At 65.9% G+C, this 24274-nt stretch carries 26 protein-coding genes, 1 tRNA gene and 1 pseudogene; 5 read left to right on the plus strand and 23 right to left on the minus strand.

All coding sequences use genetic code 11. From position 1 onward, the window contains the following. Positions 1 to 209: 209 nt before the first annotated feature. From NTV05_02320 to NTV05_02370, 11 genes and pseudogenes are all read right to left on the minus strand, one after another. On the minus strand, positions 210 to 497 hold the full coding sequence (locus tag NTV05_02320; GenBank protein ID MCX6543231.1) for a cell division protein ZapA: 288 nt from the start codon (positions 495 to 497) through the stop codon (positions 210 to 212). Positions 498 to 507: 10 nt separating this feature from the next. After that, positions 508 to 783 (minus strand): hypothetical protein, encoded by a 276-nt coding sequence (locus NTV05_02325; protein ID MCX6543232.1) that lies wholly within the window; start codon positions 781 to 783, stop codon positions 508 to 510. Positions 784 to 811: 28 nt separating this feature from the next. Continuing rightward, positions 812 to 1249 (minus strand): 50S ribosomal protein L20, encoded by a 438-nt coding sequence (rplT, locus tag NTV05_02330; GenBank protein ID MCX6543233.1) that lies wholly within the window; start codon positions 1247 to 1249, stop codon positions 812 to 814. Between the two features lie 177 nt (positions 1250 to 1426). Beyond that, the gene (rpmI, locus tag NTV05_02335) at positions 1427 to 1624 is read right to left on the minus strand and encodes a 50S ribosomal protein L35 (GenBank protein ID MCX6543234.1); all 198 of its coding nucleotides are present in this window, start codon (positions 1622 to 1624) and stop codon (positions 1427 to 1429) included. 45 nt (positions 1625 to 1669) lie between these two features. Then, entirely contained in the window at positions 1670 to 2347 is a 678-nt protein-coding gene (gene infC, locus NTV05_02340) for a translation initiation factor IF-3 (protein ID MCX6543235.1), read from the minus strand. 12 nt (positions 2348 to 2359) lie between these two features. After that, positions 2360 to 4288, minus strand: a complete 1929-nt coding sequence (thrS, locus tag NTV05_02345) for a threonine--tRNA ligase (protein ID MCX6543236.1) — start codon at positions 4286 to 4288, stop codon at positions 2360 to 2362. Between the two features lie 85 nt (positions 4289 to 4373). Further along, positions 4374 to 4450, minus strand: a tRNA-Val gene (locus tag NTV05_02350). Positions 4451 to 4630: 180 nt separating this feature from the next. Then, positions 4631 to 4927: pseudogene (locus NTV05_02355) on the minus strand (HU family DNA-binding protein). A gap of 87 nt (positions 4928 to 5014) precedes the next feature. Next, positions 5015 to 6175 (minus strand): S41 family peptidase, encoded by a 1161-nt coding sequence (locus tag NTV05_02360; GenBank protein MCX6543237.1) that lies wholly within the window; start codon positions 6173 to 6175, stop codon positions 5015 to 5017. A gap of 16 nt (positions 6176 to 6191) precedes the next feature. Next, positions 6192 to 7334 (minus strand): peptidoglycan DD-metalloendopeptidase family protein, encoded by a 1143-nt coding sequence (locus tag NTV05_02365; protein ID MCX6543238.1) that lies wholly within the window; start codon positions 7332 to 7334, stop codon positions 6192 to 6194. A gap of 77 nt (positions 7335 to 7411) precedes the next feature. Next, positions 7412 to 9472, minus strand: coding sequence for an alkaline phosphatase family protein (locus tag NTV05_02370; protein MCX6543239.1), 2061 nt, complete (start codon positions 9470 to 9472; stop codon positions 7412 to 7414). Positions 9473 to 9569: 97 nt separating this feature from the next. On the opposite strand from NTV05_02370, the gene ruvX reads away from it, so the two are divergent. Together ruvX and mltG are read left to right on the plus strand one after the other, a co-directional pair. Beyond that, on the plus strand, positions 9570 to 10007 hold the full coding sequence (gene ruvX, locus NTV05_02375; protein MCX6543240.1) for a Holliday junction resolvase RuvX: 438 nt from the start codon (positions 9570 to 9572) through the stop codon (positions 10005 to 10007). A gap of 206 nt (positions 10008 to 10213) precedes the next feature. Then, entirely contained in the window at positions 10214 to 11317 is a 1104-nt protein-coding gene (gene mltG / locus NTV05_02380) for an endolytic transglycosylase MltG (protein MCX6543241.1), read from the plus strand. 162 nt (positions 11318 to 11479) lie between these two features. On the opposite strand, the gene NTV05_02385 is transcribed toward mltG, so the two are convergent. From NTV05_02385 to NTV05_02440, 12 genes are all read right to left on the minus strand, one after another. Then, complete coding sequence (locus NTV05_02385; protein ID MCX6543242.1) at positions 11480 to 12406, minus strand: NAD(+)/NADH kinase; 927 nt, start codon at positions 12404 to 12406, stop codon at positions 11480 to 11482. A 55-nt stretch (positions 12407 to 12461) separates the two neighbouring features. After that, a complete protein-coding gene (locus NTV05_02390; GenBank protein ID MCX6543243.1) occupies positions 12462 to 13316 on the minus strand; it encodes a TlyA family RNA methyltransferase in 855 nt (284 codons plus the stop codon). Between the two features lie 109 nt (positions 13317 to 13425). Further along, positions 13426 to 14367 carry a polyprenyl synthetase family protein gene (locus NTV05_02395; GenBank protein MCX6543244.1) on the minus strand — a complete coding sequence of 314 codons (942 nt, stop codon included), beginning with the start codon at positions 14365 to 14367 and terminating at the stop codon, positions 13426 to 13428. 2 nt (positions 14368 to 14369) lie between these two features. Beyond that, on the minus strand, positions 14370 to 14654 hold the full coding sequence (xseB, locus tag NTV05_02400) for an exodeoxyribonuclease VII small subunit (protein MCX6543245.1): 285 nt from the start codon (positions 14652 to 14654) through the stop codon (positions 14370 to 14372). Between the two features lie 110 nt (positions 14655 to 14764). Further along, entirely contained in the window at positions 14765 to 16198 is a 1434-nt protein-coding gene (gene xseA, locus NTV05_02405; GenBank protein MCX6543246.1) for an exodeoxyribonuclease VII large subunit, read from the minus strand. Positions 16199 to 16207: 9 nt separating this feature from the next. Next, complete coding sequence (locus tag NTV05_02410; protein MCX6543247.1) at positions 16208 to 17038, minus strand: TIGR00282 family metallophosphoesterase; 831 nt, start codon at positions 17036 to 17038, stop codon at positions 16208 to 16210. Next, positions 17035 to 17505: an Hsp20/alpha crystallin family protein gene (locus tag NTV05_02415; GenBank protein ID MCX6543248.1), complete on the minus strand. Its 471-nt coding sequence runs from the start codon at positions 17503 to 17505 to the stop codon at positions 17035 to 17037. Before NTV05_02415 ends, NTV05_02410 begins: the two co-directional genes overlap by 4 nt. A 55-nt stretch (positions 17506 to 17560) precedes the next feature. Beyond that, positions 17561 to 18049 (minus strand): 3-isopropylmalate dehydratase, encoded by a 489-nt coding sequence (locus NTV05_02420; protein MCX6543249.1) that lies wholly within the window; start codon positions 18047 to 18049, stop codon positions 17561 to 17563. Positions 18050 to 18054: 5 nt separating this feature from the next. After that, on the minus strand, positions 18055 to 19344 hold the full coding sequence (locus tag NTV05_02425; GenBank protein ID MCX6543250.1) for a 3-isopropylmalate dehydratase large subunit: 1290 nt from the start codon (positions 19342 to 19344) through the stop codon (positions 18055 to 18057). A gap of 3 nt (positions 19345 to 19347) precedes the next feature. Further along, a complete protein-coding gene (locus tag NTV05_02430; protein MCX6543251.1) occupies positions 19348 to 20541 on the minus strand; it encodes a CoA transferase in 1194 nt (397 codons plus the stop codon). 30 nt (positions 20542 to 20571) lie between these two features. Further along, the gene (locus NTV05_02435; GenBank protein ID MCX6543252.1) at positions 20572 to 21492 is read right to left on the minus strand and encodes a hydroxymethylglutaryl-CoA lyase; all 921 of its coding nucleotides are present in this window, start codon (positions 21490 to 21492) and stop codon (positions 20572 to 20574) included. 101 nt (positions 21493 to 21593) lie between these two features. Continuing rightward, on the minus strand, positions 21594 to 22712 hold the full coding sequence (locus tag NTV05_02440) for an isocitrate/isopropylmalate dehydrogenase family protein (GenBank protein MCX6543253.1): 1119 nt from the start codon (positions 22710 to 22712) through the stop codon (positions 21594 to 21596). Positions 22713 to 23079: 367 nt separating this feature from the next. Between NTV05_02440 and NTV05_02445 the strand changes: the two genes are divergently transcribed. From NTV05_02445 to NTV05_02455, 3 genes are all read left to right on the plus strand, one after another. Next, positions 23080 to 23529: an Hsp20/alpha crystallin family protein gene (locus NTV05_02445; GenBank protein MCX6543254.1), complete on the plus strand. Its 450-nt coding sequence runs from the start codon at positions 23080 to 23082 to the stop codon at positions 23527 to 23529. Between the two features lie 96 nt (positions 23530 to 23625). Then, the gene (locus NTV05_02450; protein MCX6543255.1) at positions 23626 to 23934 is read left to right on the plus strand and encodes a DNA-directed RNA polymerase subunit omega; all 309 of its coding nucleotides are present in this window, start codon (positions 23626 to 23628) and stop codon (positions 23932 to 23934) included. Continuing rightward, positions 23931 to 24182 carry a hypothetical protein gene (locus tag NTV05_02455; GenBank protein MCX6543256.1) on the plus strand — a complete coding sequence of 84 codons (252 nt, stop codon included), beginning with the start codon at positions 23931 to 23933 and terminating at the stop codon, positions 24180 to 24182. Before NTV05_02450 ends, NTV05_02455 begins: the two co-directional genes overlap by 4 nt. Positions 24183 to 24274: the final 92 nt, after the last annotated feature.

The raw sequence follows: 24274 nt of genomic DNA on the forward strand, positions 1-24274 counted from the left end.
ACAGACTCCCATAAAGTCAAGCCCTTTCTTCCGAATGCGACAATAGCGCCGCCCGGGCCAGCTGCCCCGTCAGCGCACCGGCGTCGACCCCGCCTGCTGTTTCTCAGGGATCACTTACTATGGGTTCCGAAACGGCTGCCCGGCTCAGTGCTTCGACTCGCCCAGATGGCCGCGCGTTCTCGCGAGGCGAGCCCGCAAGAAATGCCCGCTCAGCCGGCGAGCGCCTGGTCTATCAACTGTTCGAGGCTGGCGAGCCGTGCGGCGACTTCGGCGTCCCGGCTCTCGGCCGGGGCCCTGAGCCGGAACACCTCGTCGGCGATATTGAGGGCCGCAACCACCGCCACCCGCGCCGAGTCGGTCTCCGACGTCGTGCCGGCGGCCGCCCGCATCTTCTCGTCCACAAAACTGGCGAGCTGCTGGATGTACGCGGCATCCAGCATGCCGCGGATGGGGTACCGTTGCCCGAGGATCTCGACGGGAACCACGACTTCGGCCATGGCGGGCCCCTTAGAGGTTGAGATCCTCGATCTGCGCCAGCAGCGAGCTGACGCGCGTGCGAATCGTCTCCCGTTCGTCCTTGAGCGCCACGATCTCGGCGCTGGCCCCGTCCGCCTCCTTGAGGCGGATCCTGGCCTGGTCGAGCTCGCCGGTGGCTCGTTGGAGCGCGTCGGCCGTCTGCGCCTGTTCGCTGCGCATCCGGCCGACCAGAGCCACGAGCAATCTCACCTTGTCTTCGAGCCGATCAAGCGCCTCGGTGCCGGCCGGCCGTTCCGTCTTTGCCATAGCTGCTCCGTCGCCTGTTGTCGTGGCGTTACGCCTTCGCCTTGGCCTTCGGCTTCGCGGTGGTGGCGGCCTTGGGCGGGGCGGGTGTGGGCGCCGCCGGCTTGGGCGCCGCGTCCGACGCGCGGCGCGCCTGCTCGAGGATCGCCTTGAAGCCTGGCTTGTCGTTGACCGCCAGATCCGCAAGATGCTTCCGGTCAATCGTGATGCCGGCCAGTGTCAGCCCGTGCACCAGCTCCCGGTACGTCCAGTTCTGCTCGCGGGCAGCGGCGTTGATGCGGACGATCCACAAGCGCCGGAAGTCCCGCTTCTTGTTACGACGGCCGACAAAGGCGTATCCGAGGGCCTTGTCGACCGCCTCTTTGGCGGCCCTGTACAGCTTGCTCTTGTTGAGGAAGTACCCTTTGGCACGTCCCAGGAGCCGTTTGCGCTTGGCTCTCCGGACGGTGCCACGCTTGACTCTCGGCATAATGGTCTCTCTTCAGCCACTTCGTTGGTCAGTGGACGTGGACGGGGCCGCAGCCCCAGCCCGTTACAGGACCGACATCGATCGCGGGGGGTGGCAACCCCGAGTCCCTGATGCGGATCCCAACTCTTCGCGCCCGGCGCCCTTGGGCGCCGAAGCTCCCCAGGGGAGCGAAGGCGCCTACTTGTACGGCAGCATCTTCTCGAGCGTCCCGTGATCTGATTTCGAGACCACGGTCGGCTTCGTCAGCTGCCGCTTGCGCTTCGTGGTCTTGCTCCCCAGCAAATGACGCTTGAACGCGGAATGGCGCACGAACTTCCCGGTCGCTGTCTTCTTGAAGCGCTTCGCGGCGCCCCGATGTGTCTTAATCTTCGGCATAACGTCTCTACTCTCCTGTCGTCTGACGATCGCTCGCCGGCCCGTTTACGCGTCCGGAGCGACATCCTCTGATTCCGGCTCCACCACGACCTCGGCCGGCGCGCTCGCGACCGCCACCGCATTTTCGATCGGCGGCACCGCCGGGCGTGGCGCCGGTCGCGGGGCCACGGGATGCTTGGGGCTGCTGCTCGTGCGCTTGGCCAGAATCACGTGCATCGTGTTGCCCTCTTTCTGGGGCATATTCTCGGCCACGGCCTCCTGGCTCAACTCGGCGAGCAGCCGATCGAGGATGCGCCTCCCGATTTCGGGGTGCGCGTTCTCGCGGCCGCGAAAGAAGATCGTCGCCTTCACCTTGTCCCCGTCGGCCAGGAAGCGCTCGATATGCTTCTTCTTGAACTCGTAGTCGTGCTCGTCGACCTTGGGGCGGAACTTGATCTCCTTGACCTCGATCACCTTCTGGTGCTTTCGGGCCTCGCGAGTGCGTTTTTGTTCCTGGTACTGGTACTTCCCGAAGTCCATGATCCGGCACACCGGTGGCGTGGCCGCGGCGGCCACCTCAACCAGGTCCAGGCCTTTGGACCGCGCCAGCGCGAGCGCCTGCGGGGGCGGCATGATGCCCAATTGCGCGCCGGTGTCGTCGATCACCCGGATCTCGCGGACGCGGATGCGTTCGTTGATGCGGGTGCGTTCTTCACGGCGAGGACCAGAACGTTCGAAAGCGATATGCGCCTCCCCCTACAATGCCTGGGGCTTGTGCCCCTTGCGGCGAATTTCCTCGCGCGCGGTGTCGAGAAATGCCTCGACAGCGCGCGGACCCAGGTCTCCGGCGGCGCGGCTTCGCACCGCCACGGTGCCATCGGCCATCTCGCGATCGCCGACCACCAGCATGTACGGCACCTTCTGCAGTTGCGCCTCGCGGATCTTGTACCCGATCTTCTCCTGACGGTCGTCCAGCTCCACGCGCAGCCCGGCCGCCACCAGTGTATCCCGCACGCCGGCCGCGTACGCCATGTGCCGATCCGCGATCGGCAGGACCATGGCCTGCACCGGCGCCACCCAGAGCGGGAACGCGCCGGCGTAGTTCTCGATCAGCAGGGCGATGAAGCGCTCGAAACTGCCGAAGATCGCCCGATGAATGACCACCGGGCGGTGTTCGGCATTGTCGGCCCCGATGTACTTCAGGTCGAAACGCTGGGGCAGCTGGTAGTCGAGCTGGATCGTGGCACATTGCCACTTGCGGCCGATCGCATCCAGCACGTCGAAGTCGATCTTGGGTCCGTAGAACGCGCCGTCACCGGCGTTGATGTCGTAGGGCAGTCCGACCGCATCGAGCGCCTGCTTGAGCTCGGACTCGGCGTGATCCCATGTGGCCACTTCGCCGAGGAACTGCTCGGGCCGCGTCGACAGCTTCATCTGCACCGTCAACCCGAAGTCGCCGTACACCCGCTGCACCAGCCGGAGGAGCCGCTCGACCTCTTCGCCAATCTGCGACTCCATCACGAAGATGTGCGCGTCATCCTGCGCGAACTGCCGGACGCGGGTGAGGCCGGACAGCACGCCAGACGCTTCGTTGCGATGCAGCGGCGTCTGCTCGTGAAGCCGCAGCGGCAGATCGCGATAGCTGCGGGTGCCCGTGCCGAACACGAGCATGTGGCCCGGGCAGTTCATCGCCTTCACGCCCATCTGCTGGCCTTCCGACTCGACCAGGAACATGTTCTCCCGATAGTGCTGCCAGTGCCCGGACGTTTCCCAGAGCGCTTTGTTGTAGATGAGCGGCGTCTTGACCTCGGCGTAGCCGGCGGGGAACAGCACCGCGCGCATGTAGTTGGCGAGCTCATTGTAGAGCGTCGTGCCCTTCGACAGCCAGAATGCGGCGCCCGGCGCCCACGGATGAAACGTGAACAGACCCAGCTCGCGGCCGAGCTTGCGATGGTCGCGCTTCTTCGCTTCCTCGATCCGCTGCAGATAGGCCTTCAGGTCGGCGTCGCTGAAGAATGCCGTGCCGTAGATGCGCTGCATCGGCTGCCTGGACGCGTCGCCCTTCCAGTACGCGTTCGACGTGCTCAGCAGCTTGAACGCCCTGAGCTTGTTCGCCGATGGGACGTGCGGGCCGGTGCAGAAATCGATGAACACATCGGCGATCGTGTAGCACGACACCGTTGCGCCGCCCTTCTCTTCGATCAACTCGACCTTGAGCGGTTCGCCGCGCCGGGTGAAGCGCGCCTTGGCCTCTTCCTTGGGGAGCAGCGTTCGCTCGAACCGGAGGTCGCGCGAGGCGAATTCCCGCATCTTCGCTTCGATCGCGTCGAGGTCCTCGGGCACGAACGGGCGATCCACGACGAAGTCATAGAAGAAGCCGTCGTCGGTGGCGGGCCCGACGCCGCACTGGGCGCCCGGAAACAGCGTGGTCACGGCGGCGGCCATCAGGTGCGCGGTCGAGTGCCGGTACAGACCGAGCGCTTCGGGGCTGTCCGCCGTCACGATCCGGATCGACTCGTCGGCCTCGATCGCACTCGACAGATCGACGAGCCGCCCGTCGACGACGGCCGCCAGGGCAGACTTCGCCAGCCGCGGCGAAATCGATGCCGCAAACTCGCTGATGCGAGTGCCTCGTGTGACTCCCCGGCTTGCGCCGTCAGGGAGTGTGACCGTAATCTGATCCATCAAGAACGTCGGCAGGTCCCGTCCCTTGCGAGGGTCCCGTTTCTCACCCCAGATGCCCTCCGCGCCGGCTGGGGGCGAGGGGCAGTGGTAGGCACGAGCGGACTCGAACCGCTGACCTCCTGCGTGTCAAGCAGGCGCTCTAACCAGCTGAGCTACGCGCCTAATCATCGGAAAGACAAGGCTTACCGGACCATCCAGTATAGCAACCGGCTTGCAGATCCGTCAACGCGAAGGAGGGGTTTCGAGGTGGGTTCCCGGCCCTGCCGACCAGTGCTGGATGGGCCCATCGTGAGCCCGAACCGGCAGGACCGGGGTTGTCGCGAATGCTGCAGCGCCACGCCTCTACTTGACGGCGTCTTTCAGGGCCTTGCCAGCCGTGAAGCGCGCGACGCGGCGCTTGGCGATCTTGATCGGGGCGCCGGTGCGCGGGTTTCGCGCGGTGCGCGCCTTGCGCTGCGATGTCTTGAACGTGCCGAAGCCGACGAACGACACGGTGTCGCCCTTCTTCAGCGCGATCCGAATCGTGGCGAGCGTGGCTTCCAGGAACTTCCCGGCAGCCGCCTTGGTCGCGCCCGTCTCTTTCACGAGCTTGGCAATAAACTCCTGCTTGTTCATCTGTCCTCCTCTACTGGGCCGTGCGGTGGTGGGATGACCGCTCCCACTGCGCCGTCGCGTTTATACGCAACGTGTACTGGCGTGTCAAGCCCCAATCGTCAACGATCACGTTCACAGTCGGCTGCGAAGCCGCTCGACCGCCTTGTCGAGCGTCGCATCGGCAGCCGGGGGCTCCGCGCCAAATTCAAGATCGGGCTGCTCAATCGCCACATCCGGCTGCAATCCGCGCTCGTGGATCGGGTTCCCCGCCGGTGTCAGGTACCAGGCGTAGGACATCCACAGCGCGCTGCCGTCGGGCAGCTTGAACAGGCGTTGCTGCGCGGTTCGGCCTCCGGTTCGCTCGCCGAACAGCTCCGCGCGCTTCTGGCCGGCCAGCGCCGAGGCCAACAGCTCCGCCGCTCCGCTGGTCCCGCCGTCCACCAGCAGCGCCAGCGGGAGGGCGAGGCTCCCGTCGCCTGTGACAGCCGCGATCGTTTCCCGTGTCGCGCCCCGCGTATCCCGCATGGCCAGCGTGCCGGACGCCACAAACAGCCTCGCCGTCGCCAGACCGGCCAGCAGCGGCCCCCGCGTCGTATTCCGCAGGTCGAGCACCAGCGCCTTCGCGCCGCTCTTCTGCAGTTGCGCGATGGAGGTGCGCAGCGCCGACGGTGTCTGATCGGTGAATTCGGCGATCCGAACCACCCCCACACCCGTGCCCGCCATCTTCGAGGTGAGCGGCGCAGGCATCATCTCTTCGCGTGTCAGGCTGATCACGTGCGGATCGGCCGCATTCCCCCTGATGATCGTGACGCTGACCGGCGAGCCCGGCTTGCCGCGCAGCGTGCGCACGCCTTCCCAGACCGACATCTCCCGGGTTGGCTGTCGATCGATCAGCCGCACGAAATCTCCCGAGCGCAGACCGGCTCTGGCCGCCGGCGATCCATCGCGCACCGCGATGATCCGGAGGTAGTACTGCCGCGTCAGATCCACGCCGATTTCACCCGCGGCCAGTGGCGCGCCGGATTCGACGGCCCTGGCCTGGTCGGCCGTGAGAAACGCGCTATCGGCGTCGAGCGAATCCGCCAGGCCGGTCATCGCGCCGTGCATCAGCTTCTCGACGTCTACCGGTTCGACGTAGTTGTTTGTCGTCAGGCTGAACACGTCGTCGAAGACCCGCAGGTGCGGATACGTTTCCTGACCAGCCGACGTCCGGCCCAGCAGACTGCCCATCACGGCGAATGCCAGGACAGGCGCCGAGATCAGGACAACAGCGATGCGGGTGCGGGTGGTCATGTTTAGGGGGAGTGTATTACTTCTTCCTGAGCCATTGTAGCGGATCGACCGCCTTGCCGTCGACGCGCAGTTCGAAATAGATCGACGCCACGCCATCGGGTGACGTGCCCGCTGAGCCCACGCTCTGGCCCCTGATCACGCGGGTGCCGGCCGATACCGTCATCGTCGACAGGGTGCCGTACATGGTCCACGCCTGCCCCCCGTGGTCGACGATCACGAGGTTACCAAATCCGGTGAACGGCTCGGCGAACACCACGGTGCCCTCGTGAATGACGTGCACCGGCGCACCCGGAGCCGCCCCGATGCGGATGCCGTTGCTGATGCCGGTGGTCCCGGGCCGCGGCTGAGCGAACTGCTGACCGAACGGCGCGAGCACGCGCCCGTCGAGCGGCCAGTCGAGGTCACCGCGGAACGGGCGGAGGGGCAAGGCGAGCGGGCCGGCCGCCTCGCCCGCGCGGCCGCCCTGCTCGAAGCCGGCCACCTGCTGCTGGAGTTTCTGCTGAGCCACCTGGAGTTCGCCCATCAACTGGGCGGCGAGATCGCGGCGCTGATCGATCTGCCGAATCAGCGCGGCCTGTGCCGTCGCGGCCCCGGCGGCCGCGGCCTTGGAGGCGCTCACCTGTTCCTGGACCATAAGGAGCTGCCGTCGCCGGTCTTCAAGCGAGGCCCGGTCGCGCCGCAGGTCCGCGAGCGTGCGGTCGTGCTCGGCCACGCGCTGCCGGTCCAGTTGCTGCAGCGCCGAGACGAAGCGATAGGCGCGGCCTGCCTCACGCAGGTCATCCACGCTGAGCAGCAGCCGAGCGTAGCCCGCCTTGCCGAGTTTGTACAACTCGACCATCCGCGACGACAGCACCGCCGCCTGCGCGGCCGCCCGCGCCTCGAACTGATCGATCCGTGTCACGATCGCGCCCAGATCGTGCTGGATGCCCGCGAGGTCCCGTTCCCCTTGCGCGTATTGCTCAGCCCGCAGATCGCGCTGGACTTCGAGCCGGCGCAACTGGTCGAGCAGCGTACGTTCGTGCGCCGCGAGCGAGTCCGCCTCACGTTGCAGGGCCCTGATGCGCGCGGTGGCCCGCCTGGCCAGTTCGTCCGCGCGCGCCTTGTCGGACGGGACCTGCGCGCCGGTGGCGGCGACCAGCAGGACGCACGCCGCCGCCACGCAGAACCCCCGCCACGCCCTCGGTGGGCGAGAGGGGAACCCCGCGTGCGGGCGCGCCGTCTGGAGGGTCATGGGCGTCAGAACAGCGGCTTACCGTCGATGATCTTCGGGATGGCGATGCCGAAGTACTTGAGTACCGACGGGGCCAGGTCAACGATGTTCGGATCAGCGGCCGTGACCTTGCGGTTCGAGATGAGCAGCCCCGGGATCGTCTTGTAGTCGAACCCGCAGTGATCGCCGCTCCACTTTCTCATGTTGGGATACACGATGCTCCCGGGCGGCGATCCTCCGAGGGTCGTCTGCCACGACACGCGGTAGCCATCGACCATGCCGACCTGCAAGTCGGGCGCGTCCTTGACGAACTCCCCTGAGTAGATGTCGTCGCGTTTGTACACGCCGCTGATGATGCGCGCGCCGTTGGACGGGTCGGTGACGGTCAGCAGCCTGGCCGCCAGATCGTCGACCACCTTCTTGTAGTCGTCCGGGTCGACGGTGCCCTGGCCCTCACGGCCTTTCAGGTTGATGAAGGCCTGGCCGAGGCCCATCGCGTACGCCTTGGTCCGCGACCAGTCCACGTTTTCCCAGAACTGGCCGCTGCCGAGGAAGAGGTTGCTGAGGTTCTTCTGTTCCGTGCGCTGGCCCTTGATGGCCAGGTACCCCTCGTTCACCAGCCAGGTATTGAGGTTGACCGCCTGCCGGAACGAATGGAATCCGTGGTCCGACATCACAATCACCTGGGTGTCCGGACCGACGCGCTTGACGACTTCGCCGACCATCTGATCCACGCGCTGGTAGACGCGCAGGATCGAGTCGCCGTATTTCGCCGCCAGCTGGGCGTCGTACATCGGGTGCGTCTTGTCCTCGAACCGCCACATCATGTGGCTCACGCGGTCGGTGGATTCGATCACGCCGACGAGCAGATCCCACCCGCGCGCGTCGAGACGGTGCATGATGACCTGGGCGCGATCGTCGAACGCGCGGAACAGATCGTCCATGAACGTCTTCTCGTCGATGCGGTCTTCGTTGAGCGGCCAGGTCGCCTCGGCCCAGCCCAGCGTCCGGAAGTGCCCCAGCCGATCGTCGAGATCCTTCGAGAACGACGCCGGCGACGAAATCGGGTACGGCGGATCGTCGGGCCGCCAGTTCACCGGCGAGACGTACAGCCGGAGCTCTTTGTCGGCGCCCACCAGGTACATCTGCGCCATGCCGTGCAGCCGCACGAGGTAGTTGACGCGGAACTCGATCGGCACCCATTTGCTCCAGCCGCCTTCGGCCAGACTGACGGTCGTGTCCTGGATCTCGATTGTGGCTTTGCGCTCCGGGCGATTCCAGCGGATGGTGATCGGGATCCGGATATCCTCGCGGGCCGCCAGTTCGGCCAGTTCGGCCTTGTCACCGTCGGAGAGGGCGGGGCCCTTCGCCTGAATCGTGCGCTGCTGGGCCTTGACGATCGGATTGGGCGGACCGACCAGTTCCGTGCGGGCCACGTTCTGGGCGAAGACCAGCCGCTTCAAAATGCCGCCCATCTCGGTGTTGCCTTCTTCGTACCGCGAGAGGTCGGAGGCGAAATAGTAGAACGTGCCGATGGTGCCGCGGATGTCGGGCAACGGAAGCCCGGACAGCAGCTCGCCGTTTTCCACCTGCTCCGCGGGAAACGTGATCGGCACCGTCAGGAGGCTCGATCGCACGCCGGCCTGGCCGGCGGTGACCCAGAACGACGTGCCGCCGCGGATGGAGTGAATCTCCGGCTTCTTGATCGGAATGTAATTGAAGAGGAACTCGGGCGGCACCTTGGTGACGATGCCCAGATCGGGCATGTACGTCTTCGGGTCGCGCACCAGGAAATCGAAGATGTTGTGCTTGCCCGCGTTGGTTCCGGTCGCAAATGACGACCACGAGGTCGGTGACTCCGGCGAATGGCTCGTGCCAAGGCGGGAGAAGCCGCCCTGTGCGGCCAGCTTCGCAAGATTCGGCAGCCGGCCTTCGGCGATCCAGCGCTCCGTCAGCACGGGGTCCATGCCGTCGTAGCCGAGGATCACCATCTTCTGTTTGAATTTCTCTGCCGGAACGGAGCGTCCGCAGTGGATCGCACCGAGTGCAATCGCGCCGGCCAGGACAACGACAGTGGTTGACTTCACGGTGATTTTCCCGATATCGGTTGGCGTCTTCGCAGTATAGCGTACCGTATTTCGGTGGGCAGCCAGGGCCCCCGGCTGTAGTACCCTTCGAGCTGGCATGCGGATCCTGGGCATCGACTATGGTGAGCGTCGGATCGGGATTGCGGTGAGCGATCCGACCGGCACGCTGGCGCGCCCCGTCGGAACGATTTCCGGAAGCGCGAACCAGACCGTCGCGGTCGCCCGGGTGATGGATCAACTGACAGCGCTCGAGCAAGACGACGAGCCGATTCCCCTGGTCGTGGTCGGCCTGCCGAGCCGGCTCGACGGGTCGGCCAATCAGCAGACGCCCCGGGTCCACTTGTTCGCGGAGTTGCTGCGCGCGAGATCCGGGCGGACGGTTATCCTTCAGGGCGAGCGGCTGACCAGCCACGAGGCCGACGGGTTGCTGGCGATGCGGGAGCGCGACTGGCGCAAGCGCAAACTGCGGCTGGACGCCGCAGCCGCCGCGGTGATTCTGCAGGAGTATCTGGACGGGCATGGAGGGGAGAAGTAAGCCGGCAAAAAACGCCTTGCCGGGACTCGTCGCCGGCCTGACGGTCCCGCTATTCGCGCAACCGGTCTTGGCCCTTACGGCGCATTTTGCAGACTGACGCTGTCGGCTTGGTTCGAGGGGCCGCTTCGGAAGCCGTCCTCCTTCAGCCCCCGACCAGGGATTTCACACTGGAGGCCGGGTCTTGAGACCCGGCGCATACCATCATCATGCGACGAGTCATCATCCTTCTTCTGTTGCTCGCCGTTGGTGGCGCGCTGGCGGTCTACGTTGTGCCAGGCTATGCGCGCCTGAGCGAGCCCTTCAAGGGCTACCCGGGCGCGGAGCAGTTCGTCGATGTGTCGCCGGGGACCGGACAGCAGGCGATCGGCCGGCTGTTTGTGGAGAACGGTATCGTGAGCGACATGCTCACGTGGCGGGTGGCGCTGTGGCGAAGCGGGGAAGCGACGCACCTCAAGGCCGGCGAGTACCGGTTCGACCGCGAGATGACACCTGACGAGGTGATTCACAAGATCGCCCGCGGCGACGTGTACATGCGGTCGCTGACATTTCCGGAAGGGCTGACCATTCGCCAGATGGCGCGCTTGTACGAATCGGGGGGATTCGGTCCGGCCTCCGGATTCAGCGCGGCGGCGACCGAGGTGGCTCTCGTCTCAGGTCTCGATCCGGCCGCACGCGATCTCGAGGGTTACTTGTTTCCCGATACCTACGCGTTGCCGCGCCGCGCCACAGCATCGGATCTGGTCCGCAGGATGGTGGCGCGCTTCGAGACGGTCTTCTCCCCAGCATTACGCGAGGCCGCCGTGTCGCTCGGGATGTCGCCGCGCGAGGTTGTGATTCTCGCGTCAATGGTCGAGAAGGAGACGGCGCGTGCGGACGAGCGGGCGAGCGTGGCGGCAGTGTACCTGAACCGTCTGCGGGCGGGGATGGGACTGCAGTGCGATCCGACCGTCATCTACGCCCTCGAGCGGGCTGGGCGCTATCACGGCAATCTCACCCACGCGGATCTCAGCTTCAATTCGCCATACAACACGTACCGCTATCCCGGTCTTCCCCCCGGCCCGATAGCGTCACCCGGACGTGCCTCGCTTGAGGCCGCGGTACGGCCCGCCCCGGTTGACTACCTCTACTTTGTCAGCCGCAACGACGGCTCGCATGCCTTCGCGTCCACGCTCGACGAGCACAACCGCAACGTGCGGATGTATCAGGTCGATTTCTTCAGGGACCAGCGGACCAGAGCGACGCTGACGCGCGGCGACCCGCCATCGCGCAAGAGCCCAGCGCGAGTGCCGCCGGCCTCCCGCCGCCGTTAGCCGGGGCGAGTACTGATTGATTCGCGGCTGGAGATTCGTCCTACTTCGCCGGTGGCGTGATGATGAGGTCCGCGAGCGGCTTGCGCGTCTTCGATGCTGGCTGGTCGGTGTAGGCCCGGACGCTGCAGCGCGTTTCGATGAGCGTGAAGAAGTCCATGCGCGCTACCTCTCGGTCCACCGCAGCTTTGTGCGCAGGACCTCGTAGTAGCTGCGGGCCGACCCTCGCACCAGGCGCATCGGCCGGCGCGCACGCCGAATGTGGACGACGTCTCCGGTCTCGAGCTGCAGACCAGCCTGGCCGTCGAACGTCACGAAGGCCTCGTCTCCCGGGCGCTGCAGCACGGGCTGGACGGCCACTTCCGCACTGGCTGGGATGACAATCGGCCGGTTGGTGAGCGCATGCGGCGCGATGGGATTCAGCACCATCGCATCGACCGCCGGATGCACGATGGGGCCGCCCGCCGACAGGTTGTACGCGGTCGATCCGGTTGGACTCGAAATGATGAGGCCGTCGGCGTTGAACCTGGCGACGAAGTCGCCGCTCACGAATACCTCGAACTCGACAATCCGGGAAAGCGATCCGCCGGTGACCGCGACGTCGTTGAGCACGATCCGATCGACGTGCACCAGGCCCGCCCGCTCGACCCGCGAGCGCAGCATCATGCGGGATTCAATCGTCGCGGTGCCGTCGAGCGCGGCCTCGAGCGACGGCAGCAGTTCGGATGCCGAAATCTCGGTGAGGAATCCCAGCGTGCCGAAGTTGACGCCGCGAATCGGGATCTCGCGATCGGCTTGCGCAATCCGATCAGCCATGCCAAGCAGCGTCCCGTCTCCGCCGAACACCAGCATCAGATCGACCCGGAGTGGCAGATCGTCGCGCGACGCTCTCGGTCTGGACCTCAAGTCGGCCATCATCGAGGTCTCGTCTTCCACCACCGATTCGACGCCGCGCGCATCGAGCCACGCCGTCACTGCCGTCAATTCGACGGCGGTCTCGGTCAGTCCGGGCTTGGCGACGATCCCGACACGAGTGATGCGCGGTGGGCTCTGCGTCGTCGACGAGTGAATCGCGTTCTGCTCCGATGGCATATGTGCAGCTTCCGTGCACCAGATTCTACACCGCGCGCCCGATGCTGATGTGGTTCTACAAGACTGGGTTGTGTTCCTGGGCTGGATTCCGGCTTTCCGCCTTCGCCCCCACCGTCGTGCCAGGGCTACGGCGGGACAAGTCGCCGGAATGACGGGCTGAAATCCGCAGGTGCAGGAAGTACTCCTGGTTACCGGTCGCACCGGTGATTGCCGACGGCGTCATCCCCACTCTTGTGAAGCCGCACGCCGTGGCCGTGTCGGTGACGCGCGCGAGGACGGCCTCGTGGACGGCCGTGTCGAGCACAAGTCCGCCGCGGCCGACTTCGTCGCGGCCCGCTTCGAACTGCGGCTTGACGAGCGCCAGGATCTGCCCCCCGGGATTCATCACCGCCGGCACGGCCGGCAGGATCAGCCGGAGGGAGATAAACGAAACGTCAATGGTCACGATGTCAACCGGCGCGGGCAGCCACTCGCGCACCATCTCCCGCGCGTTGCGGTGCTCGAGGACGACGACGCGGGGATCGGTCCGAATCTTCCAGTCGAGCTGGCCGTGTCCGACGTCGAGCGCCACCACGCGGACGGCCCCGCGGCTGAGCAGGACCTCGGTGAATCCGCCGGTCGAGGCGCCGATGTCAAGCGCCTCGCACCCGTTTGGATCGATCTGAAACGTGTCGAGCGCGTGCACCAGCTTGAGGCCGCCTCGCCCGACCCACGGCATGTCGGATCCTTCGATCTCGACCACCGCATCGATGGAAACAGGGGCGCCGGCCTTTGTGACGGGGACTCCGTTCACCCGCGCGCGGCCGGCGAGGATCAGGGCGCGGGCTCGCTCGCGCGACGTCACCAGGCCGCGCTCGACGAGCAGAACATCCAGACGCGATCGCGGCTTGGCGGCCATAGTGGCTGGCAACTGTTTCGTCTTGCAACCCGGAATCGTGAAACCCGCAAGGGCACGGCATGCCGTGCCCCTACCATCAGAAACGCCTCACCGATCACATTCGCTCAAGTGGTCTCGGAGACTACGACGTCCGCGAGACGACCCACCGGGCGATCTCGGCGAGGCGGTGGCCGCGCAGATGCGCGCCAGCGAGCGCGGCGACGGCCGTATCGGCGGCCTCGCGGGCGAGACGCGTCGATTCGTCGAGGCCGAACATCGCCGGGTATGTTGGTTTGTTGGCGGCCGCGTCCTTGCCTACGGTCTTGCCGAGCTCCCCGCGATCTCCGACAACATCAAGCACATCGTCGACGATCTGGAACGCGAGACCGAGGCCCGTGGCGTACTGATCGATGGCGGCAATGTGCTCGGGTGATCCACCGGCCATGATGGCGCCCGCGACGGCCGACGCGCGGATGAGCGCGCCGGTCTTGCGTGCGTGCATGTCGCGCAGGCCGTCGGCATCCATCGCCGACCGATCAGCGGCGTGTCCCGCGGCCAGCAGATCAATCGCCTGACCGCCGACCATGCCAATTGAACCTGCCGCCTCGGCGATGCGGTTGATCGCGGCAAGCTTGCGAAGCGCGACGACCCCGTCGCCGGCATCGACCGGCAGCCTGGCGAGCAGCGCGAACGCCTCTGCGAGGAGGGCGTCTCCCGCCAGAATCGCCATGCCCTCGCCGCAGACGACGTGCAGCGTCGGCTTGCCGCGCCGCATCGTGTCGTTGTCCATGGCGGGCAGGTCGTCGTGGATGAGCGAGTACGTGTGGATCATCTCGATCGCGCATGCCGCCGGCATCGCCAGTGTCTGTGTCGCGGGTGTGTCGGGCGCAACGGCGTCGGCCGCCGCCAGCACGAGGATCGGCCGGAAGCGCTTGCCGCCGGCGAACACGCTGTAGCGCATCGCGTCGGCGATGACGGCCGGGCAGGTCGGGCTGCCGGGAAGCACCGCGCTCAGCTCGCGCTCGACGTCGCTTCGGAGCGAAACGAGGTAGTCGCGCAGCGCGACGGGAACGGTCGCAGTCACGATTATCGCCCCCTCTCGTCCCGATCCGCTCGCGCCGCCCGCGGATCGTCATCGTCGGTCACCGCGGCGAGCCCGGGTGGAGCAGGCTGCAAATCGCCGCGCTCGCCGAGGATCTCGATGCGCCGCTCCGCTTCTTCGAGTCGGCCGTGGCAGTATCGCGAGAGTCGCACGCCGCGCTCGTAGAGTTCGAGCGACTGCTCGAGCGCCAGATCGCCATCTTCGAGTTTCTTGACGATGCCTTCCAGTTCGGCGATGGCGGCTTCGAAATCCTTGATCTTGACGTCCATCCCTGCTCCCTGATCGCTGGGTCAAGAGACCCAGCCTCTATTCGGACCGCCCCGGCGATCCCAGGCACACAACCATTCCCCGACCCGCCGCCCGACCCGCCGCCCGATAACTACGTCCCCGAGTCCGGTTGGCCAGCCAGCGTGCGTCCGGTGACGACACACGCGAGCTCGCCTTTGTGGAGCGTCACCCGTACGCCGGTTCCCGTTGCAACCGAGGCCGCGTCGACGACGATGGCTCCTCGCGTGGCATCCCAGCAGACCGCATACCCGCGGCCGAGCACCGCGAGCGGACTCAGGGCGTCGAGCCGGGCCGCGAGTGCGCCGAATGCGACGTCGGCGGCGTGGTACCGGTTCGTGATGCCGGCGGCCAGCTTCGCGTCGGCCACGGCGAGGTGCTTCTGCACGCGGGCGAGCGTGCGCCTGACATCGAGCGCGTCGAGGCGATCGCGCAGCAGTTGATAGGCGCGCATTCGCCGGGCAATCGTGCCGCGGCCCGCCCGCTGCAGATCGCCAAGCAGTTCGGCGACGTGGCGGCCGCGCAACGCGAGCCGCGACCGAAAGCCTGCAAACGCCGGCCGTCCCTCGATCCGCTGCAGCACGTGACGGCTGTCCTGCGCTCGGCGGGTGATGGCAGAGGCGAGCCGATCGGCCAGCGCATCGATGTGGCCGACGAACTCGTTCTTCGCGGCCACCACCACTTCGGCGGCGGCCGAGGGTGTAGGCGCCCGCCGATCGGCCACCAGGTCCGACAGTGTCACGTCCACTTCGTGGCCGACAGCCGAGATCACCGGGACCGGGCAGGCGGCGATCGCGCGGGCGACGGGTTCCTCGTTGAACGCCCACAGGTCTTCGATCGAACCCCCTCCACGCCCGACAATCACGACGTCGACGCCCTCAACTCGCCCGACATTGCCGAGCGCGCGCGCGATATCCTCGGCCGCCCCCTCGCCCTGCACGCGCGTCGGCGCGATCACCAGGTGTGCGTTCGGGTACCGGCGGCCGAGCACCTTGATGATGTCGCGCAGGGCGGCGCCATCGATCGACGTCACGATGCCGATCTTGCGCGGCAGAGTCGGGAGGGGACGCTTGCGGGCCGCGTCGAGCAACCCTTCGGCCTGCAGCCGCCGCTTCAACTGTTCGAGTGCCAGTTGCAGGGCCCCGAGGCCCTTCGGCTCGATCCGGTCGCAGACCAGTTGATACTCGCCCTTGGCCTCGTACACCGTCAGGCGTCCGCGGGCCACGACCTGCAGGCCATCTTCGAGCTTGAACCTGACGAGCCGGGCGGCCGACTTCCACATCACGGCCTTCAGTTGCGCCGACCGATCCTTCAGCGTGAAGTACACGTGGCCCGTCGTCCACGGGCGGCAGTTCGAAATCTCGCCCTCGACGAAGACCTCGGCAAACGCCGACTCCATCAGGTTGCGGACCTCCGCGGTCACCTCCGTCACCGTGAAGACACGGGGCGGCCGTTCGATCTCGCCAGCTTCCTCCAGCGGATCGGGGTCGTCGTCTTCGTCAAACGGCAAGTCAAACAGATCGCTCATGGGTCGGAGCTACTCTTCGTCGCGGTCCCGGTCGTCGTCGCGGCCCGCGCTGATGATCTCGTCCAGTGTCCAGTCAAGCCGCTCGATCGCCTCGGCGTGGCCGCTCTGGTCATTCGCCGTGATGATCACTGCCTGGAAGCGCAGACCCTCGCTCGCCGGCTCCAGTCGCGCCGGCAGACCCGTGAGAAAACGCGAGAGCGCCGCCGCCTTCTGCACGCCGATGATCGAGTCGTGCGGACCGGTCATGCCCACGTCGGTGACGTACGCCGTGCCGCCTTCGAGTACACGGGCGTCGGCGGTCGGCACGTGCGTGTGGGTGCCGACCACGGCTGTCACCTTGCCCGCCAGGTAGCATCCCATCGCGACCTTTTCGGCCGAGGCCTCGGCGTGAACGTCGACAATCACAAACCGGCACTCCTGCCGCAATCGTTCGACTTCGGCAAGGACCGCGGGGAACGGGTTGTCGACCGGCGGCATGAACACGCGTCCCATCGCGTTGATGACGCCGACCATCATGCCGTTGGACGCACGCGCCACGAAGGAGCCCCGCCCCGGCGCTTCGGCCGACATGTTCAGCGGACGGAGCAGCCGCGGTTCGGCGCCGATATAGGCGAGCGCCTCCCGCTTGTCCCACACGTGGTTGCCAGTGGTCATCACGTCGACGCCGTACGAGAGCAGCGCATCGCCGCTATCCCTGGTGATGCCGGCACCGGCTGCGGCATTCTCCACGTTGGCAATCGTCAGGTCGATCCCGAACCGATCGACGATGAGGGGCACTCCCCGCCGGATCAAGTCCCGGCCCGGCCGCCCGACGACATCGCCGATGAACAGAATTTTCATGCGCTTGGTGCGCGCGTGACCGGCACGATGATGTCCCGGCCGCGGCGGTTTTCGATCTTCGGGATCCGGACGCGCAGTTCGCCATTGCCCAGCGTGGCGGACGCCCGGCTGGCATCGAGCGCGCCCCCCACGCGAACGGCGCGCGCGAAGCGGCCGAAGTCGCGTTCGACGAGGTGAAAACTCGCGGCGGTCCGATCGCCGGGATCCGACGGCATCTTCCCGCCGACGATCAGGACGATATCGTCTTTCAGCAGCACCCGGATATCTTCGATCGCGACGCCGGGCAAATCGGCGACGATTTCGACCGCATCCGCCGTCTCCAGCGCGTCGAGCGTCGGTGAGAACACGCCGGGCTGCAGACGCCGATCAAGCGGCCGTGCGCGGTCCAGATCCGCGAATAACCGCTGGACCTCGTCGGCCAGATCCTTGACGTCGTCAAGCGGCAGCATCGTATCGATCTGGCGCATACCCGATCATGATCGCACGAGACGTCAGGCGGAGGCTACCGAATCCCCGATCCCGCTATTTCCCCACCAGCCTTCTCCGCGTGTAGGCGATCAGGCCCCCGGCGTCGATGATGGCCTGGCGCGCGGGCGGTAGCGGGAGGATGGGGAAGTCGCGGCCCTTCGTCAGATTGCGGACCGCGGTGGCTGTGATGTCGAGTTCGTCTCCCAGATCGGCTTCGATCGACGGACAGATGACTGTGGGCACTCCGAGGTTGCACGAGTTCTGCAGGAAAATCCGCGCGAAGCCGCGGGCGACCACGACAAGGCCGTGTCCCTTGAGCGTGGAGGCTGCCTGTTCGCGCGAGGACCCACAGCCGAAGTTCTGGCCGGCGACGATGACGCTGCCTGGCGCGAACGCCCTCTTCTGGAGCGCTCCGTTGAACGCCTTGTCGTCGGCAAAGCAGAACTGCGGCGTTTCGGCCGGCAGCACCGTCGCCATGAAGCGGCCCGGATAGATCGTGTCGGTCGATACGTCATCGCCTGTTCGGTAGACCACCGTTGCCATGATGTTCAGTCTCCCACGCGCGGATCGGTAACGACGCCGGTGATGGCGCTCGCGGCTGCGACCGCCGGCGAGCACAGATAGACGTTGGCCGTCGGGTTGCCCATCCGGCCCTTGAAGTTCCGGTTCGTGGTCGATAGTGCCGTTTCGCCGTCGCCGAGCGCCCCCTGGTGCACGCCCAGGCAGCAGCCGCACCCTGGGTTCATGACCACCGCGCCCGCCTCGATCAGATTCGCGAGATAACCTCGGCGCATCGCCTCTTTGTAGATCTTCCAGGATGCCGGGAACACCAGCATGCGCACGCCCTGCGCCACCTTCCGGTCCTTGAGCCGTTTGGAGGCTACCTCCAGATCATCGAGCCGGCCGTTGGTGCAGGAACCGATCACGATCTGGTGCACCGTCGTGCCGGCGACCGCGCCCACGCCCTTCACGTTGTCGACCGTGTGCGGGCAGGCGATTTGCGGCTCGAGCGTCGAGACATCGATCTCGACGATTCGGTCGTAGGTCGCGTCCGGATCCGGCTGGACGAGATCGAGCGGATCGGTGACCCCGGCTTCGTCGCGGAGGTAGCGCACCGTTTCGGCGTCGGCCGGCACGATGCCCGACGTGGCGCCCGCCTCGACCGACATGTTGCAGAGCACCAGGCGGCCCGACATCGACATGTTCGTGATCCCGTCGCCGTGGAATTCAATCACCTTGAAGTTCGCCCCTTCAGCAGTCAGCAGTCCGATGAGGTGGAGGATCAGATCCTTCGGCGTGACGTGACGGCTGAACCCTCCGCGCGCCACCACCTTGATGGTGGCCGGCACCTGGATGTTGACTGCGCGTCCGAGCGCCCACACGGATGCCAATTCTGTCGCGCCCACGCCGAAGGCCAGCGCGCCGAACGCGCCGTGGCTCGTCGTATGGCTGTCGGCGCCGACAATCAGGTAGCCAGGCCGGTCGTAGCCTTCCTCGGCCAGCACCTGGTGACAGATGCCGCCGGTGTCGCCCCGGACGTCGTGGAACTTCGTGATGCGGTGCGCGCCGACGAATTCGCGGACCTTCTTCTGATTGGTGGCCGTCTTGGCCGACTCGGCGGGCACCCGATGGTCGAAGATCACCGCGATGCGATTCGGGTCCCAGACGGCCGGCGCGAGGCCAGTGCCCTCGAAGACTTCGGCGAACTGATTGATGACCAGCGCCGTGTTCTCATGCGACATGGCCAGATCGACCGCCGGCTCGACCACGTCACCGACCGTGACCGAGGCGAGGCCGGAGGCCCTTGCCAGGATTTTCTGCGCAACCGTCATCCCCATACGTCAGACGACTCCCTTCTTCCGGAATGCCGCAATCTCGTCGGCGGAGTAGCCGAGGCTCATGAGAATCTCCTCGGTGTGCTCCGACAGGCGGGGCGGCGGCGAATCGATGGTCCCGGGTGTCTTCTCGAATCTTGCCGTCAGGCCGAACAGCTTGACCGTCCCAACGCCCGGCACGGACACCTCCTGGAGTGTCCCCCGGTGCGCGATCTGCGGCGCATTCAACGCGTCCTCCAGGCTCAGAATTTCGCCCGACGGGACGCCCCTCTTGTTGAGCATCTCGATCCAGTACGCGGCCGGCCGCTCGGTGAGCCGCGCTTCGAGCAGCGGCGTGAGCGCCTTGCGGTTGGCTTTGCGGATGTCCCGTTTCTGGAAGCGATCGTCGGTCTTCAACTCCGGCACGCCCAGCACGTCGCAGACCGATTCCCATTGCTCCTGTTGATTGGCGGCGATATTGATGCGGCCATCCTGCGTCGCAAACACCCCTGACGGCGCCGCGGTGAAGTTGTCGTTGCCCATGGGCACAGGCGGCTGGCCTCCGATCAGCAGATTGGCGGCCACCCACGCCATAAACGGCATCACGGAATCGAGCATCGCGATGTCGATGAACTGGCCTTCGCCGGTGCGCTCGCGATGGTACAGCGCACCCATGATGGCGAACGCCGCATTGATGCCGCCGATGGTGTCGCAGACCGGGAAGCCGCAACGCAGCGGATGCAGGCGCTCGTCGCCGTTGACGTCCATCACACCGCTGAGGCCCTGAATGATCTGGTCGTACGCGGGCTTCAAGGCGTCGGGGCCGTCCTGGCCGAATCCCGAGATGGCGCAATAGATGAGCCGGGGATTGACCTCGCGCAGCGAGGCGAACGAGAGGCCCAGCCGGTCCATCACGCCGGGCCGGAAGTTCTCCACGACGACGTCGGAGGATTTCGCGAGCGCGCGAAAGATCTCGCGCGCCTCCTCGAGCTTCAGATTGAGCGTCAGCGACCGCTTGTTGGCGTTCTGCGCCAGAAAGCTCGTGCCCATCAATTTCTGGTTAAGCGCAGGCACATTGCCGAGTTTGCGCGCCAGGTCGCCGCCTTCCGGATGCTCGACCTTGATGACCTCCGCGCCTGACAGCGCCAGATGCAGCGTCGCAAACGGGCCGGAGAGCACGTTGGTCAGGTCGAGCACGCGGATGCCGTCGAGCAGCTTCATGAAATGTCCTTGCCTGACCTCAATCTTCCCTCAGCAGGCCTGGCCGCCCGGGATCGGACCGGTTGTGTGAATCCTGCCGGGAAGGGCCCGTTTGAAGAACTGTGCGGCATCGTTCGCCACGCTCACGATCGGCTCGAGCAGGACGTCGCGCCGCTCGTGCATTCGGTGGAACAGGTGCACGAGATCTTCGGTGCAGATGTTGCCGGCCGCCACGGCCGCGAACGGACAGCCTCCCAGGCCGCCGAACGCCGACTCGAAGCACGTCACGCCCGCCGTCCAGGCCGCGTACGCATTGGCGAGCCCGAGGCCGTATGTGTCGTGGAAGTGGCAGACCATCGAGATTCGGGAGTCGAGCGCGCCGACGGCGCCAAACAGATCCTGGACCTGGGCCGGACTGGCGTGTCCGGCGGTGTCCGCCAGACTGACCGTCGTCAAATCCGCGTCGAGGAAACGCGCAACAATGCCGAGGACGCGTTCCTGCGGGACAAGGCCCTCAAAGCCGCAGCCGAAGGCCGACTGCACCGACACTTGAACCCCCCGGCCTGCGGCCACCGTCCGGCGGCCCATCGCGATGATCCGATCGGTCGCCTCTGTCGTGCCCATGCCGGTGTTCTTCCGGCTGTGCGTATCACTGGCCGAGACGCCCATACAGAAGTAGTCGACGCCGCAGGCGAGTCCTCGCTCGAGGCCCTTCTCGTTGAGCACCAGTCCCGTGTAGACCACGCCCGGGCGCCGACGGCCGGGCGCTGCGAGCCGGCGGAACAGGTCGTCGGTGTCCGCCATCTGTGGCATCTTCTGCGGATTCACGAACGAGCCCACCTGGATCATGTCCAGGCCGGAGGCGGCGAGCTGATCGATCCATTGAAGTTTGCGATCGGTCGGGACCGTCTGCTCTTCGATCTGCAACCCGTCACGCAAACCGACTTCGTGTAGCAGGACCTTGGCCATCATGCATCCAGAGATCATCTCTGGGCGCTATTGTACCCAAAGACGTACGCTCACGCAGGACGCCCTTCCGGAAGCTGCTCAGGGCCGGCGAGCGGCGCGGGCGGCTACAGTTCCCTCGCGATGGCCTCACCCATTTCGAGTGTCGTGTCGGTGCCGCCCATGTCGTAGGTGCGAACGCGGCCCTGCTTGATGACGAGGGCGGTAGCGCGCTCCAACCGCGCGGCCATCTCCTTCTCACCCAGCCAGTCCAGCATCATCTTGGCCGTCAGGATCGTCGCGATCGGATTGACCTTGTACAGCCCCGCGTATTTCGGCGCGGAACCATGCGACGGCTCGAAGACCCCGAGCGTGTCGCCGATGTTGGCCGAACAGCCGAAGCCGAGGCCGCCGACCATCTGCGCGCACAGATCCGAAATGATGTCGCCGTAGAGATTCGGGGCCACCAGCACGTCGTAGTTCAACGGGTTCTTCAGCAGCCACATCGTCATCGCATCGACGTTGGCTTCGTCAAAGATGATCTCCGGATAGCGCGCCGCCACGTCCTTGGCGATCTCCAGGAACATGCCGTCAGTCGCACGCACGACATTCGCCTTGTGCACGACCGTGACCTTCTTGCGCCCGTGCTGGCGGGCGAACGCGAACGCCGCCTCGATGATGCGCTCCGAGCCCTTCCGCGTGTTGATCTTGCACGACACGGCGTACTCGTCGCCCTTGAGTCCGGCAAAATGCGCGAACGGCTTGGAGAGCTTCGTCAGCGCCGCCGCCAGTTCATCGGGGACCGGATTGAACTCGACACCCGAGTACAAATCCTCCGTGTTCTCGCGGAAGACCACCAGATCGATGGCGTCCTTGAAGTTGAGCGGATTGCCGGGATATGCCTTGCACGGCCGGAGGCAGAGATAGAGATCGAACAGCTGTCGCATTCTGACGATCGGAGAGCGATAGACGAGCCCTGTACCGCGCAGGGCAGGCGCAAGTTCAGCTTCGGCCGTCTTGACCGGCTTCGACGTGATGGCGCCAAACAGCGCCGCCCGCACGTGCTTCAACAGTTCGATCGTCCGCGCCGGAAACGCGTCGCCCTCGGCGCACCAGAACTCCCAGCCGATATCGCCGTGAATGTACTCGGCGTCGAGCTTCAGGCGGTCGAGCACGATCCGCGTCGCGTCGAGCACGTCTACGCCAACACCATCACCAGGCAGCCACGCGATCCTATATGTCGCCATTGATCGTCAACCTCGAGAACACGAGTCGGGATTTGTCTGCAGGAGCCGGCACCGGATCCTGAACCGAGCGGCAGGGTCTGCCGCCCCCGGGTCCGATCAGGATACCCGAGAGGCGGCATCGCGGGCCAGCAGCCTGTTTCGCAGCCCGTCCTGACATTCCCTGGGCGCTGCCAGCAGAAAGCTCTGCCGCACACGGCGAACTGCGTTCTTCACCAACATATGAGTGTTAACATATCATATAATATATTTGACACAGACGCAGATGTGGGGTAGAGTACTCCCAGCTGGCTGACGAAGTGACTCTCGGGCGACTGAAGCTCAGGGGTTGTTGGCCGGCGACAACCGATTTTCAACAGGAGGTAATGTCATGACACTCGTTCGCTGGGAACCGTCTCGTGAATTCAGTGCGATGCAGGATCGCGTCAATCGCGTCTTCAACGAGTTCTACAGGGGCGCTGACGATGACGTGATGCGCCGTGGAATGTGGGTGCCGGCCGTCGACATCTACAACAAGGGCAAGGAAGAGATCGTCATCAAAGCGGAGCTGCCCGATCTCAGCAAGGATGAGATCGAAATCACCGTCGAGAACAGCACGCTGACCATCAAGGGCGAGAAGAAGATGGACGCGGCGGTGACCGACGACCAGTACCACCGGATCGAGCGCGTCTACGGCACGTTCAGCCGTACGTTCTCGCTGCCGCAGACGGTGGACACCGAGAAGGTCTCGGCCGACTACAGGAACGGCGTGCTGACCATCACGCTGCAGATGAAGGAAGAGGCCAAGCCGAAGCAAATCCAGGTGAAGGTCTCGGCCTAGTTCGCGTTCGGGGGACGGGTTTGGTCTCCACGGATCCCGTGCCAGTCCAGCCCGTTCCCCGTCGTGCTTGCGTCCGGCAGGTTCCGTAAGGTACGCTTGACTGTTGTGAATGAGATACTTGATCCGGGAACGACACCACCTCCGCCTCCACAGGCTGATGCGCGCTTTGCCGTTGAGCCCTTGCAGCGGCGATTCCTGTTCGTCGATATCGCCGCGCAGCGTGCCAAGCAGCTCCGCCGGGGAGCCTTGAATCGTCTGACGCTCGCGGGTATTGACTCCGAGACCGCGCCGGGCCTGCCGCACAAGGCCGAGCGCGTGGCTATGGAAGAAGTCCGCCTGGGCTTCATCCACTACGATCTTCCCGATCACAAGCCCCCGCAGGCTCCCCCGAAGAGTGTGGCGTGAGTCCCTCCGACCTCCTCAATTCGCTCGGCGCGCTTGTTCAGGGAACCGCCAGCGGCGCGGTTTTCGTGCTGTTGCTGCTCGTCGGCGCGTGCCTGACGCTCGATCTCTTCAAGCTCCGCAAGAGCGGTCCGGCGACGATGACCGTCCGAAGTCTGGACGAGGCGCTGGGCCGGCCGGCCCAGTACTTGCCCTCCTCCACACCGCGTGGGGTGACGGATCGGTTGAAGGGATTCCGTCCCGCACCTTGATCTCGTCGCCACTTCTACGAAACCAATCGGGCCCCAGCCTCGTAAGATCCAGATAACGGGGATGCCGCCGCACGTGTCGCGGGGCATCCACG

It is taken from the genome of Acidobacteriota bacterium (assembly GCA_026393755.1).
Classification (GTDB): domain Bacteria; phylum Acidobacteriota; class Vicinamibacteria; order Vicinamibacterales; family JAKQTR01; genus JBAXOX01.